Origin of the sequence: Massilimicrobiota sp. An134, assembly GCF_002160815.1 — a bacterium.
GTDB classification, from domain to species: Bacteria; Bacillota_I; Bacilli_A; order Erysipelotrichales; family Coprobacillaceae; genus Allocoprobacillus; species Allocoprobacillus merdigallinarum.
In genome coordinates this window covers 1-14,453 of sequence record NZ_NFLH01000045.1, presented here as the reverse complement: position 1 = coordinate 14,453, position 14,453 = coordinate 1, and the positions used below count along the sequence as shown (strand labels likewise).

The following is a 14,453-nucleotide window of genomic DNA, read 5'->3' as shown; positions in this document are numbered from 1 at the left end:
AGCTTAATATATCGCATATATTAAGAGTATCAAGTTTATCGTTTTTAGTGATGCCACCATCCATTCTACGATTGAGATCGGTAGTTTTAGGATTGATCAAAGCGACGTTGTAGTTCTTCTGTAAAAGAAAGCGCAATAAAGCGAAATGATAATGACCAGTATCTTCCATACCGATAAGAACGCTATCAACAGGATAGAGAGCGATCTGAGAGATAAGGAATTCAAAACCCTGAGCATTATTAGAGAAAGCGACAGGCTGAAGAATAATTTCACCAGTCAACTTGTCAACGATGCTGACGAAATGCTTGTGCTTTCCAATATCAATACCAACTAATTTCATAAAAACCATCCTTTCAAATAAATTTCATGTGATGTGGTACCCACAACACTTAGACCATAAAACCTGGTTCAAAATGCGAATTCAAAGACTCATCTAACTCATCGTTATTGAGGAATAAGTGAGTGGTCCAAACCTCCTTGAAGTAGTCAAAGCCACACGGAAAAATACAAATCCACAAACACATATTTCAATTTTACATATAGACCTAAACGTCATCAACTACGTATTAATAAAGTTGATAGAAAGGGGAAGGTATATTTTAATGACTGATAAATGAGTCAATTATAATATACCAGTGAAAAATATGTTAACTTATTCATTTAAAGAATCAGATATACCTATGTATGAATATTTATATCAATGCATTAAAAATGATATTATTCATCAAAAACTCAACCCCCATGAAAAATTACCTTCTAAACGTGCTTTTGCGAAAAATCAAAATGTCAGTTTGATTACTGTAGAGAATGCCTATCATCAGCTTCTCATTGAAGGGTATATTTATTCTAAAGAAAGAAAAGGATATTTTGTAAGTGAACTTCATTATCCCCATTATATAAAAAATCATTCTTCTGTTATGACAAAACCAAAACAAACTCATTATCGTATAGATTTAAAATCAAATTCTGTATCTTCTTTGCATTTTCCATTTTCTACATGGTCTAAAATGACACGTCAAGTCCTTTCATCTCAATCACAAGAATTGCTTTCACGTTCTCCACATCAAGGTTGCGAATCTCTAAGACGCGCTATCTGTTCACATCTTTATGCCTTTTGTGGAATGAATATTTCTCCTGATCAGGTGATTATTGGAGCTGGAAGTGAATACCTTTATAATTTAGTGATTCAATTATTAGGAAGAGATCAGATATATGCCTTAGAAAATCCAGGTCATCACAGTATTTCCCAAGTCTATCACATCAATCATGTCAATTATCATTACATTCCCTTAGATCAACAAGGCATTGATATAAAGGCACTAAGAAAAAGTCAGGCACAAATCGTGCATATCTCTCCTGCTCATCATTTCCCAACAGGTATCACAATGCCCATACAAAGACGTTTGGAATTACTTCAATGGGCAGAAGAATCTCATCGTTATATTATTGAAGATGATTATGATAGTGAATTTCGTATGCGAGGAAAACCACTCTCCCCACTCTTTCAGATTGATCAAAATGAACATGTGATTTATATGAATACATTTTCTAAAACACTAGCCCCTTCATTTCGTATCAGTTATATGATTTTACCCCCTCATCTCGTTCAAATTTTCCAACAAAAATTAGGTTTCTATACATGTAGTGTATCAAACTTTGAACAGATTATTCTTGCCGAGTTTATCCAAAACCATCACTTTGAAAAACACATTAACCGTATGCGTAACTACTATAAATCTATCCGTGATGAATTTCTTCTCCAACTTTCACAAAGTCCTCTCTTTTCCCAAATTACAATTACTGAAGAAAACTCAGGCTTACATTTTCTACTTCATTTCTCTTTGCCATATAGCGATGAATTTATTTTAAAACGTGCTCAAGATTTAGGAATCAACATGAGTATGCTGTCCCAATTTTATGATCAACCTTTTGATTCACATACAATCGTGATTAACTACTCTGGACTTTCTATTGAAGATATTCCGTTAGCCGTTCAATTACTATGTCAGTTATTAATGGAATAAGAGAACTGCTTTATAATTTCCATATTTCCATAGTAGAAGTATAACATAAGCTTTGGCTTTTTGTTATCTTAACCAACCGTCTAAAACCTGTGGGATTGCGGTGCCTCATTTCAAAAGTTTTTCATACAGTTCATGATGTTTAGCATCTTCTCCATCTTGATGCTTACTTTTTGAATTTATATTTACCTTTTCCATGACCAGATACTGGCTCTATAATATCTTTCTGCACTAAATTGGAAAGAAGCTTAGAGGCAGCAGATTGCTTCAAATCAATGACCTTCATAACTGTATATATGCTTCATCATACCCGAACTTCTCAAATAATCTACGAACATGATTTGTTGTATTATTAACAGATAAATCTTTTTGTGTTTTACTAAAAGTGTACTTTCAATATCCACTTTTGTATCTTGAATGTCCACTTCTGTGCTTCCAATATCCACTTTTTTAGTATTTAAAAATCCACTTATATGCATATCTCGGTTATGTAGTTCATTGTCATGCATCTGCATAAAATGTGGAAAAGGAACAATACAATAGGTCAAAAAATCATATATCTGGTTACTTTTTAATTTGCTTATTATAAATATTTACTTTAAGCATTTATTAACCAAACAAAACCAAATTCCTATAATATGAAAAAGATGCTTTCTACACTACATAGAAAACATCTCAATATATTATAAAAAATTTATTTTCATACACAAAATACATGTCTTATGGAAGGGAAAGTCAAGATATACGAAATAAATGATTTTTATGCTTTAAAAAAGTTCAGTCAGGATATTTATGATCTATCGCCTTCACTTTTTTAAGGCTTTTTTATTTTTTCTGTGGAAACTTTGCATTAGGATAAATACGTTCCATTCTTTCATTTGGATAATGCTGATCTAGAAATTCTTCTACAGGATTTTGCGCATTGATTTGTCCATTCTGTCTTTCTGAATATCTTTGAATAGCTAATCCTGATATGATAATATTGATTGTCATAAAAACAATAAAACACCATGAAAGAATTGTTCCTGTTTTTTTGGGGATTTTTTCAATTAAGTCTGATAATTTTGGATAAATGATTTTAATCCAAATCACAGCTACAATTCCCCAGAAGAAACAGAATAATAAATTAATACGTCCTCCTAAGTTAAAAGGAAGATGACTGTAATCCCAAAAGACTGTTCCAAAAACTAATTCTGTAAAAACACTACATGCATATTCATAAGCTCCACCTACAACCGTTCCAAACAAGAAAATAAAACGGTCACTTTTATAACGATACTGATATAACAGTAAAGTTAATAAAGCACAGCCAATTCCCCAAACAATAGAAAAAGGACCATAAATCACACTACTACGACTCATCCATATTCCTGTTGTATAATGACACCATAATGTTTCAACAATATCTCCTAAAAATGCACCAATAAGAAATAACCATAATAATTTATAAAAAGAACATCCTTCAGCAAACACAGTTGATTTTTCAACTTTTGGCTCATTTAAAATTTCTTTTTTATCAAGATTTGGAAATGCATTCACAAAATGTTTAAGTGTCCATTCAGATATTCTCATGCCTAAACGATCTGCCGTTCTTTGCATGTTTTCTGATACCTCTTTAATGACACCTTTTTTCACACGTGAACGTGTACTTAAAATACCTGTGATTGTTCCAACAAAATCTACTGCCATAACAACACCCATAATAATCAAGAGAATCTCTCCAACGGATGAAGGAATCAAATGAACAGCGTTTAAAAGTGTTGGCTCAATAAATTCAACACAGATGATAGCCATCAACCCCCAAAGAATTGTATAAGGCATGTGCACATAACTACCGAATTGGAATCTCTTTCTTGAATAATCCCACCATTTATGGTGAAAAATTTTCTGTAAGAAAAAACCTGTCATATATACAACAAAGGAAGAAATAATTGCCCCTCCTAAGAACATAAAAAACCATTGATCATGAAGTTCATGTAATAAAATAAAAAACAAAACCCCACAAATACCATAGGATGGGCAATATGGTCCATATAAAAATCCAACATCAACAAACTTCTTACGACGATATGCCGCAAGAATAGTTCCTATGACCCAACCGACAAAAGAATAAACAAAAAATATCCATAATTGATCATAAATTAACTTTTCCATCATTTCCCTCCAACATAGTCTATATGATACTATCATAGATATATGAATAATACATGAAGAAAAAAGAAAAAAATCAGAAAGATTTCTGATTTTCATCCCATTGTTTCACAACTCGACATGGATTTCCATAAGCAAGACTATGTGGTGGTATATCTTTGGTCACTACACTTCCTGCCCCAATGACACAATCATCACCAATCGTGACTCCTGGCATGACGGAAACATGAGCGCCAAACCAGACATTACTTCCCACACGAATAGGCAAAGCAATTTCTAATCCCTGATTACGTTTTTGATAGTCTAGAGGATGATTCGCTGTATAAAAGCCACAATATGGACCTACAAAAACATAATCACCTATTGTGATACTTCCACCATCCATAAAATAACAAGAGCTATTAATAAAAACATTCTCTCCTAATTGAATACGACTTCCATAATCACACATAAATGGACTTATAATTTCCAGATTTTCTGGATAATAACCTAATAACTGTGTCAAGATGTCTTTTCTTTTTTCAACATCCCCAGGTCTTGTATGATCTAAATCAAAGCATAGATCTTTAGCTTTTATGCGCATTTCTAATAATTGAGCATCATTATTGGCATCATACCATTCTCCACGTTCCATCTTTTCTAATTCACTACTCATGATATTCTCCTTTTCAATCATTTCTTAATCTTCAATCATTTTAATGGCTTCACTGATAGATGATACGATATGTGTTGCTTTTTCCTGAACAATTTGTGGTGAATCATGAAATGTAAATGAACAATCAGCACTTTCTAACATAGGAATATCATTATAAGAATCTCCTATGCCATAGACCATATCCAAATGCAATAATTCTTTCAATTTCTTGACTGCTTCTCCTTTAGAACATCCTCTTTTAACAATATCTATATATTCTTTATTTTGAAAAGCAATAATCTCTTTATAAGTTTCATTTAAGTTATGTGTCCACTCTTTGGCCTGTTGTTCATGAACAGCATTGATTGATAATCCAAAAATATGTTCATCTCCAATACAATCAATAGACTCTACATATGTTTGAGCTATTGGAATTTTTGAATCTTTCATTAATGTATAAATACGAAAATCTGCCTGAATAGAAACTTCAGCTTTTTGATGATATTGTTGATAAATAGCTTTCATAATCTCTTTAGATATTGTCTGTTCATATAAGACATGACATTCTTTATCTAAAATGCAGGCGCCACTGCTCACAATATAAAAATCTGGTTGAATACAATCTTTGATATAATGTTGTACACCTATCAATGGTCTACCTGTACATAATCCAAATAAATGATGTTTTTGAAAATGAACAATAGCTTGTTGATCATTTTCTTTAATACCATCTTCAAAATATAATGTTCCATCAAAATCACTGGCTAATGCTTTCATTGTTGACTCCTTTTAAATAATAATCTATCATTTGTAATTCTTCTATCTTAATGCAATGAGGAATTTGTTTATGTAAAACCAATTGTTGGCATTTGGCAAGTGGCATCCATTGAACTTCTTCCACTTCTTCTTTTTGCAAGACAAAATCGCCATCATACCATAAGACATAAACATGCGAAACTTGTACATTATGAAATGGTTTTTCATGAAATACATTGTGGCTATTGCTGTAACTTGTACCAATATAATGTAATTCACCCTTTGTCGCCTCGACTCCCAGTTCCTCTTTTAATTCACGTAATGCCGAAGTTTCAAAGTCACTTCCTGCTGGAATATGACCAGCACTTGAAATATCATAACATCCCGGATAAGAATCTTTATTGAGGCTACGTTTCTGTAAGAGAATTTCGACATCCTGCTTTTTTCTTAATAACCAGACATGGCTAGTGCGATGACGAATGCCATGACGATGTGCATATTCTCTTTCTACAATTTCTCCCGTTGGATTTCCCACTTCATCTACGATATCTAAATATTCCATCAACTCATCACCTCTTTCTATTCTACTACATTTTACATTTTAAATGAAAGATAAAACTCTTAAAACCCATATCCAAAATGTTAAAGAAAAACCACTCAGTAATGTTGTTAACATGACAACATTACTACTTAAAACACCAGCATGTCCCATATTCTTTGCCATGACATAACATGTCACTGTTGATGCTGAACCTAGCATAACCAAAATAGCTATTAACTGTTCCTGACGAAAACCTAAGATGATAGCAAGTGGTAAAAACAGGAAACAGAATCCAAACAATTTAAAGAAAGATGCTAAAAAGGCAGGTTTTATCTGACTGATAGCTTTATCCAAACGAAAAGAAGCACCCATCGCTATCAAACCTAATGGTGTAGCCATATTGGCAACATAGGATACACTTTTTGAAAGAATGGTCGGCATTGGTAAAGAACATAAAGACCATAAAAATCCAACTGCAATCCCAATAATAATCGGATTCTTTAATATTCCTAGACATGTCTTCTTCAATAAATCACGATTGACTCCATCCCCATGAGGCTGATAGAAAGACAAGATAATCACAGCAAATATATTATATAAAGGTACACTTCCTATAATCATTAGTGGTCCCATTGTAGAACTTCCATATATGTTTTGAATTAAAGCGACTCCCAGCAAGGCTGCACTACTGCGATACGTTGCCTGAATAAATTCACCTTGAATACTTTTATCTTTTAAAAATTTTGATATTATCATCGCAATCAAAATACTTATAAGTGTCACAACAAAACAAAATGCAACAAAAGAAAAATTCCATACTTCTAAAAAATCAACTGTCGCCAAATCTTGAAACAAAAGAACTGGCAAAGGAAGCATAAAGACAAAACGATTTAATTGAGAAGCAAATTCTTCACTCATCCACCCCAACTTTCTTAAAAGCATTCCTAAAACCATCATCAAGAAAACTGGAACTGTCGCATTGAAACTAAATAATAAACTATCCATGTTTAAACCTCATCAGGAAATAATATTTTTAAAATACGTTCTAAGCCCTGATTTTCAATAGCACAACAAACCAGATCTGCTTTTTGTTTTAATGCTTCAACAGCGTTTCCCATGGCAACACCAACTTCACAATATTCAATCATTTCCATATCATTCAATCCATCCCCAAAAGCATATGTCTGTTGACGGCTGACATGATAATAATCTAAAACTTTTTGAATGCCGACAGCTTTAGAAATCGTTGGTGAAAAGAATTCAAAAGCATTTTCACTGCCATGTTCATCATGGTGAATAACACTGCCAAATTTATCCTGGATATAATTTTCTATCTTCGCTTTATCTTTATTTAAAACATTAGCTTCTATCTTGATTGTTCTTTTTAAAACCTCATCTTTATCAAAATCCAATTGGAACATTTCTTTCATACCTGCCTGAGAAAAGAAATCATAAAGTTCATGATAGCTAGGATCAATATAAATCGCATCAGCTGTTTCTAACATATAGTCACATCGCAGGTCTTCTAGCATCTGAACAGTTTTCACACATAGTTTGTAATCCATTCTATCTTCATAAATAGATTGCCCATCAATTTCAACATATCCACCATTGGCCAATATATCCATCAAATCCTACATTTAATAAATACTGATTGATCATAGCTTTAGGTCTACCACTAGATATAAATATTTTATGTCCCTGCTCTTGAATTCTTTTTAATTGGTAAAGAGCCCCTTGTGGTATGTCAGGAATACCTCTAGCAGTATCCAATAATGTTCCATCAACATCAAAAAATAATATTTTTGATTGCATGATTCCACCCCCATAACTGATATCTATTATATAAGTTTTTGATTGATTTTGCTTTCTTTTTTCAAGAATGGAAATAGAAAAAGACAAACATTTCGTTTGTCTTTACTCACTACGTAATGCTGAAACAGGATCACTCTTCGCTGCTTTGCTGGAAGGAATAATACCACCAATCAAAGTTAAAACAACGCTAAGCACAACTAAGATGACACCACCTGCCACTGGTAAAGAGGCACTGACATCTACATTACCAGCAATCGAATGAATAATCATGTTTCCTGGTATCAACAATAACAATGTAATCACAATACCTAAAACACCTGCAAGTAATCCTATAATAAATGTTTCGGCATTGAAAACTTGTGAAATATTACGCTTAGATGCACCTATTGCACGCAAGATTCCAATTTCTTTTTGTCGTTCTAAGACACTGATATAAGTAATAACACCAATCATAATAGAAGATACGACTAAAGAAATAGCGACAAAGGCAATCAGTACATAACTAATCACATTAATAATGTCAGTTACTGATGACATTAAAGTACCTACATAATCTGTATAAGAAATCACTTTATCTTCATCAGTTTTTTCCATTTTGGCATTATAATCATCTAAAATATTCACAACATTTTGTTTTGTTTCAAAATCTTTTGGATAAATATTAATGCCACTAGGTTCATCAAAATCAGCATATCCTAATGTTTTTAAATTATTTTCATAAGTTGAAGTTTCTGTTGTCATAAGTGAGACCATAAGTTCAGACAACTCTTCTTCACTCATATTCATTTGAATAGCTTCAGAAAATGCAGTTGGATCAATTTGAATCGCTGATTGCATGTTTTGAGCTAATGTTCCCATTTGTTTAGACATTTGAGCACTGATTTGTTCTTCTAAGGATTGAGAAATCTGTGCTGTATATTGTGTCATCATTGTTTGAATCTGATTTTGTAATAATGTTTCAAACTGCCCTGTTAAACCACTATCTTGAAGTAATTGAATAACATTTTGTTGAATCAGACTTTGTGCACGAGATGTTTTAATATAAGTCATAAAATAAGTCTGTATCTGAGTTGAATCCGTCAACTGATTTTCAACCATATAATTTTGAAAATCAGTTGTGATACTTTGACTTAAAGATTCAATCTGTTCTCTTGTAAACTCAACATTTAATTGTGATAAGATTGCATCCATATCAATAGAAGGCATATTTGACATATCTAATTGAATCTGGCTTAAATCCAGCTCACCCATTCCTTTTGTCAATTGACTTTGATCTATTGAAAACGCACTCTTTAACTTCTCTGTATCAACACTAAACAATGAATTCATATCAAACTCTTTATTATTAGCTTCATTAAAAGCATTACCTGTAAACACGTCAATATCTTTATTTTCTAATTGTTTTTTCACAATTTCACTTGCTTGAGCTTGTTCAATCACATGTGTTGTCAGTGACTGGGGATAACCAATACCCGTTTGAAGCATTGTCGCTGTTGTTCCTTTGGCTGGTTGAACAATCCCAACAATTTTTATAGTTTCACCATTTTCAATCAATTTTTTCATATAGGATTGATTATCTGTTTTATCTCTATATAAATCATATTCTTCATCATATTCATAATAATCTGCTGCATTGACAAGCTTAAACTCTTTTCCTAATACATCTTCATATGAATAAGTATCTGTATTCTCTGGAGCATTGACTTCTTCCTCTTGAGAGAACTTATCTACCATATCATCTAATTCAGAAAAATCTCTTAACCCCAATGTATAAGACATTAAATCATTAATCTTACCATTTTGTGTTAAAACCAGAACACACTCATTATAAGCCTTTGGCCAACGTCCTGCTTTAACATCATATTGATCTACATATAGACTTTCATCACTAGGCATTTCATAAAAAACATCGGTACTCATCATTGTTGACATCATGCTGTTTCCACTACTTGAAGAGCCTAAACCAAGTGATTGGAATGATTTATCAGGATGAACCTGTCTGATATTTTCTGTATCTGTACTGTATATTTGTGGTGATACATTATACGTATACTCTACAGCATTTGTATATTCTTTAATATCACTGTCACCACTATCTAAATATTCTTTCAAAGAAGTCAAGTCATTAGAACCAATCTTTGAAAACATATTAGTAATCATTTGAATAACTTGTATCTGGCCTTCTTCTTTATTTTCACTTTGACTATCTTGCACATCTACCATCAAAGATGTCATATCAAAACCTGTACTTTGTATTTGCAGTGGGTATTCAGATAATGTTTCTTCTTCAATTGATTGAATATATTGATTGACACCATTAGAAAGCGATAATATCAATGCAATCCCAATAATTCCAATAGACCCCGCAAAAGATGTTAAAATCGTACGGGCTTTTTTGGTACGTAAGTTATTAAAACTTAAAGATAAAGCTGTTAAAAAGGACATTGAAGATTTTCCCATGTTTTCATGTCTTGGTTTATCCAATTCATGTTCACTGACTTCATATGGATCAGAATCACTACGGATTGTTCCATCTCTTAATTCAACAATACGTGTGGCATAAGCTTCTGCCAATTCAGGATTATGTGTTACCATCACAACAAGACGATCTTTGGCAACGTCTTTTAACAGTTCCATAACCTGAACACTGGTATCACTATCCAATGCACCAGTAGGTTCATCGGCGAGTAAAATATCTGGATCATTAACCAAAGCTCTCGCGATAGCTACACGCTGCATTTGTCCTCCAGACATTTGATTTGGTTTCTTGTGTCCCTGATTACCTAAACCCACCTTTTCTAAAGCTTGCTTTGCTCTCTTTTTACGCTCTGCTTTAGAAATACCTGATATCGTTAAAGCCAATTCAACATTAGCCAGGACAGTCTGATGAGGAATCAGATTATAGCTTTGAAAGACAAAACCTATGGTATGATTACGATAGGAATCCCAATCTCTATCTTTATACTTTTTAGTCGAAATGCCATTGATAATCAAATCACCTTTATCATAACGATCTAATCCACCAATAATATTTAAAAGTGTTGTCTTTCCACTTCCACTTGGTCCTAATATCGCAACAAATTCATTATCTCTGAGATTAAGACTGACGCCATCTAATGCCTTTTGAACTAAATCACCTGTTTTATATTGTTTATATATATTCTGAATTTGTAGCATTCTCTTATCCCCTTTATATAGAATATATACTATTAAATCCTTTTTATTTGAATTGAAAATGAACATTTAAATATTTCTATCGTATATCGACATATTTCCCCGGAAATAGTCTTCTTTTTATATATTCCCACAAAAAAAGAATATACATACTTATATATTCTTTATCTCTGACGAGGTTCATATAAACCTGTCATATCAACATTCTCTAATTGTAATAACTTGATTTTATTATCAATACCACCCGCATATCCTGTTAAACTTCCATCTTTTCCTACAACACGATGACATGGAATAATGATGGATATAGGATTATGCCCAACAGCCCCACCTACTGCCTGAGCTGACATTGTTTTTTTATTTAATGCTTTTGCCACCTTTTTAGCAATTTCCCCATAAGTCATTGTTTGACCATAAGGAATCTCACACAATATTTTCCATACCATCTGTTGAAACTGTGTGCCTTTTGGTGTTAATTTTAAATCATTGATGGAAGGTTGTCTTTGATGAAAATAATCATCTAACCATTTTTGAGTTTGTATCAATATGGGATGATCATCTTTCTTTATGATATTTTCTTTGATATTTCCTAAAAAGTATTTCTGCCCTTCAATCCATAATCCAATCAAACCTTCTTCATCACATACCAACAAAAGATTTCCTAAAGGTGATTGATAATATGTCTGATAATACATAAGACTCACTCCTTATCACCATTTTATCATTCCCTATTTTTCTATACAACTATATTCTGTCATATATAAGTTCATTCTTGATGAATATGATAATCATAATGAAGTCTCAAATGAAATAAAAAATGCAGTCTTGACAACAAGAAAGTTTATTTATATAATACAGGCGTATAGAAAAAAGGCGATGAATAGAAGAGTAATTGTTATGATTGATAACAAGAGAGTCCTGATGGTGGAAATGGACAATCATAGTAACGATGAATAAAGACTAGGAGCCGTATTTTGGATCGTATGTGATAAAATAACGTGTGCCGCGTTACAGGCTAGACTCTGATAGGAGTTGAAAAGGTTTATGCAGTGATGCATAAATGAATGAGGGTGGTAACACGATAATCTCTCGTCCCTTGCGGATGGGAGTTTTTTTATTGGAAAGGAGATATTATGGAAGAAAGACATTTTAGTGAACAGGAATTAGTAAGACGTGAAAAGTTAAATTTTTTAAGAGAAAAAGGTATTGATCCATTTGGACAAAGATTTGATGTCACTGCTTTTTCAACAGAGATCAAAGAAAAATATGCAGGAAAAACACATGAAGAATTAGAAGAAGCTGCGATTGAAGTGAAAGTTGCTGGAAGAATTATGACAAAACGTCGTAAAGGTAAAGTATGTTTCATGCATATTCAAGATAAAGAAGGACAAATCCAAATTTATGTCAGAAAAGATGTTATTGGTGAAGACAGTTATGAAGTTTTAACAAAAAGTGATATTGGAGATATCATTGGGATTGTTGGGACTGTCTTTGTGACAAATACTGGTGAATTATCTGTCAAAGCTTCTGAGTATATTCACTTAACAAAAGCATTACGTCCTTTACCAGAAAAATATCATGGTTTAAATGACGTTGAAGAAAGATATAGAAGAAGATATGTTGATTTAATTATGAATGAAGAAGCAAGAAAGATTGCTTTTACAAGACCAAAGATTATTCGTTCTATTCAACATTATCTTGATGGTTTAGGATATACTGAAGTTGAAACACCTGTATTAAATCCTATTTTAGGTGGTGCTTCTGCTCGTCCATTTATTACACATCATAATACTTTAGATATGAATTATTATTTAAGAATTGCGACTGAATTGTCTTTAAAAAGATTAATTGTTGGTGGTATGGATGCTGTTTATGAAATTGGACGTTTATTTAGAAATGAAGGTATGGATAGAACTCATAATCCAGAATTTACAACAATTGAAGTTTATAAAGCATTTAGTGATCTAGAAGGAATGATGGATTTAACTGAAGGTATCATTTCTAATGCTGCGAAAGATGTTTGTGGTACATATGATATTGAATATAAAGGACATCAGCTTTCTTTAGCTCCTGGATTTAAACGTATTTCTATGACAGATGCTATTAAAGAACAAACTGGAATTGATTTTGCAGGAGATATGACTTTTGAAGATGCGAAAAAATTAGCTGAAGAACATGGTATTGAAGTCGAAGCACACTTTGGTTATGGTCATATTATTAATGAATTCTTTGAAAAATATGTAGAAGAAACAATTGTTGATCCTACATTTGTTTATGGGCATCCTGTAGAAATTTCTCCACTAGCAAGAAAGAATCCAGAAGATCCTCGTTTCACACAGAGATTTGAATTATTTATCTGTGGTAATGAATATGCAAATGCATTCAATGAATTAAATGATCCTGATGATCAATATGAAAGATTTGCAAATCAGTTAAAAGAAAAAGAACTTGGAAATGACGAAGCTAACGAAATGGATTTAGATTATGTAGAAGCTTTGGAATACGGTTTACCACCAACAGGAGGAATGGGAATGGGTATTGATAGATTAGTGATGTTATTAACTGGTCAAGAATCTATCCAAGAAGTTATCTTATTCCCACAAATGAAACCAAGAAATAAATAGTGATGAAATCAAGATAATTTGAATTATCAACGAATTAACAATATAAATATAAGCATAAATTTATGATAGGATAATACGAAACAATTCATGACTATTGATCATAAAGTTATGCTTTTTTTATTCCATAAAAGAGTTAGATAATTTATAGAAAATATGTAAGTGGATGCAAAATGGATGCATTTTAAAAAAATATGTTAAATTTTTATGTGTTTTTATATGTTTTCATACATTATCATGAGACATGGACGCATTTTTTTGTAAGTGGCTGCATCTAGTTTAAATGTATAAATATGATTCATTTGTTATATACTTGAAATAGAGTCAGGCTAATGTTATAATTGACTCGTAAGTTAAACAGCATTGTATCAATGCAAAAAGGTAAGGAACGCTACTCCTTACCTTTTCTAGTTTTTATAGTGAACTTAACACTAGGATAGTTATCGCTTTATATTTCTGTCTATCCATTTACAAATATAATATGCAATTATACCTGCCACGACAGATAAAACTAAGTTAAACAACATTGTATCACCCCCTTTCAAAGGAGGAACGATAACGATAATATTATACCAAACAATAAATTCCCTCTCAATTTAAATAATAAATAATACAAAAAAAGGTATATTAAATAATCGCGGGGTAAACCTTAACCTTTAATTTTATTACGGGGTTTGCCTTTTTCTGCTTTAATTTCTAAATGGGGTAATTTCATAATAAAAAGAAACCTCCTGATATAA

10 protein-coding genes, 1 pseudogene and 1 other annotated feature are annotated in these 14,453 nt (G+C 32.2%); of the genes and pseudogenes, 2 read left to right on the top strand and 9 right to left on the bottom strand.

What is annotated here, in order from left to right:
• Nucleotides 1–340: IS110 family transposase (locus B5E79_RS12335; protein ID WP_158095506.1), on the bottom strand; the 340-nt coding region annotated here is incomplete at its 3' end.
• 304 nt (nt 341–644) lie between these two features.
• Between B5E79_RS12335 and pdxR the strand changes: the two genes are divergently transcribed.
• Complete coding sequence (gene pdxR, locus B5E79_RS12330; protein ID WP_087298234.1) at nt 645–2,024, top strand: MocR-like pyridoxine biosynthesis transcription factor PdxR; 1,380 nt, start codon at nt 645–647, stop codon at nt 2,022–2,024.
• 822 nt (nt 2,025–2,846) lie between these two features.
• Here the strand turns inward: pdxR and B5E79_RS12320 are convergent.
• The 8 genes and pseudogenes from B5E79_RS12320 to B5E79_RS12280 form a co-directional block, all read right to left on the bottom strand.
• Nucleotides 2,847–4,175 (bottom strand): putative ABC transporter permease, encoded by a 1,329-nt coding sequence (locus B5E79_RS12320; RefSeq protein ID WP_087298233.1) that lies wholly within the window; start codon nt 4,173–4,175, stop codon nt 2,847–2,849.
• A gap of 73 nt (nt 4,176–4,248) precedes the next feature.
• Nucleotides 4,249–4,827, bottom strand: a complete 579-nt coding sequence (locus B5E79_RS12315) for a sugar O-acetyltransferase (protein ID WP_087298232.1) — start codon at nt 4,825–4,827, stop codon at nt 4,249–4,251.
• Between the two features lie 24 nt (nt 4,828–4,851).
• Nucleotides 4,852–5,583, bottom strand: coding sequence for an HAD family hydrolase (locus B5E79_RS12310; RefSeq protein WP_087298231.1), 732 nt, complete (start codon nt 5,581–5,583; stop codon nt 4,852–4,854).
• Nucleotides 5,564–6,124 carry an NUDIX hydrolase gene (locus B5E79_RS12305; RefSeq protein WP_087298230.1) on the bottom strand — a complete coding sequence of 187 codons (561 nt, stop codon included), beginning with the start codon at nt 6,122–6,124 and terminating at the stop codon, nt 5,564–5,566. The genes B5E79_RS12310 and B5E79_RS12305 overlap by 20 nt, the downstream gene beginning before the upstream one ends.
• A 39-nt stretch (nt 6,125–6,163) precedes the next feature.
• Nucleotides 6,164–7,108: an AEC family transporter gene (locus B5E79_RS12300; protein ID WP_087298229.1), complete on the bottom strand. Its 945-nt coding sequence runs from the start codon at nt 7,106–7,108 to the stop codon at nt 6,164–6,166.
• Nucleotides 7,109–7,110: 2 nt separating this feature from the next.
• A pseudogene (locus tag B5E79_RS12295) lies at nt 7,111–7,918 on the bottom strand (HAD family hydrolase).
• Nucleotides 7,919–8,020: 102 nt separating this feature from the next.
• Entirely contained in the window at nt 8,021–11,095 is a 3,075-nt protein-coding gene (locus tag B5E79_RS12285; RefSeq protein ID WP_087298226.1) for an ABC transporter ATP-binding protein/permease, read from the bottom strand.
• Nucleotides 11,096–11,256: 161 nt separating this feature from the next.
• On the bottom strand, nt 11,257–11,787 hold the full coding sequence (locus tag B5E79_RS12280; RefSeq protein WP_087298225.1) for a methylated-DNA--[protein]-cysteine S-methyltransferase: 531 nt from the start codon (nt 11,785–11,787) through the stop codon (nt 11,257–11,259).
• Between the two features lie 172 nt (nt 11,788–11,959).
• Nucleotides 11,960–12,192: a binding site (T-box leader), on the top strand.
• A gap of 33 nt (nt 12,193–12,225) precedes the next feature.
• On the opposite strand from B5E79_RS12280, the gene lysS reads away from it, so the two are divergent.
• Nucleotides 12,226–13,716 (top strand): lysine--tRNA ligase, encoded by a 1,491-nt coding sequence (gene lysS / locus B5E79_RS12275; protein ID WP_087298224.1) that lies wholly within the window; start codon nt 12,226–12,228, stop codon nt 13,714–13,716.
• Nucleotides 13,717–14,453 lie beyond the last annotated feature (737 nt).

What these genes read in the sequence shown, in the direction of transcription:
- B5E79_RS12280 (WP_087298225.1), bottom strand. Translation starts at nt 11,787, where the DNA reads ATGTATTATCAGACATATTATCAATCACCTTTAGGAAATCTTTTGTTG.
- B5E79_RS12310 (WP_087298231.1), bottom strand. Translation starts at nt 5,583, where the DNA reads ATGAAAGCATTAGCCAGTGATTTTGATGGAACATTATATTTTGAAGAT.
- lysS (WP_087298224.1), top strand. Translation starts at nt 12,226, where the DNA reads ATGGAAGAAAGACATTTTAGTGAACAGGAATTAGTAAGACGTGAAAAG.
- B5E79_RS12315 (WP_087298232.1), bottom strand. Translation starts at nt 4,827, where the DNA reads ATGAGTAGTGAATTAGAAAAGATGGAACGTGGAGAATGGTATGATGCC.
- B5E79_RS12285 (WP_087298226.1), bottom strand. Translation starts at nt 11,095, where the DNA reads ATGCTACAAATTCAGAATATATATAAACAATATAAAACAGGTGATTTA.
- B5E79_RS12320 (WP_087298233.1), bottom strand. Translation starts at nt 4,175, where the DNA reads ATGGAAAAGTTAATTTATGATCAATTATGGATATTTTTTGTTTATTCT.
- B5E79_RS12305 (WP_087298230.1), bottom strand. Translation starts at nt 6,124, where the DNA reads ATGGAATATTTAGATATCGTAGATGAAGTGGGAAATCCAACGGGAGAA.
- pdxR (WP_087298234.1), top strand. Translation starts at nt 645, where the DNA reads ATGTTAACTTATTCATTTAAAGAATCAGATATACCTATGTATGAATAT.
- B5E79_RS12300 (WP_087298229.1), bottom strand. Translation starts at nt 7,108, where the DNA reads ATGGATAGTTTATTATTTAGTTTCAATGCGACAGTTCCAGTTTTCTTG.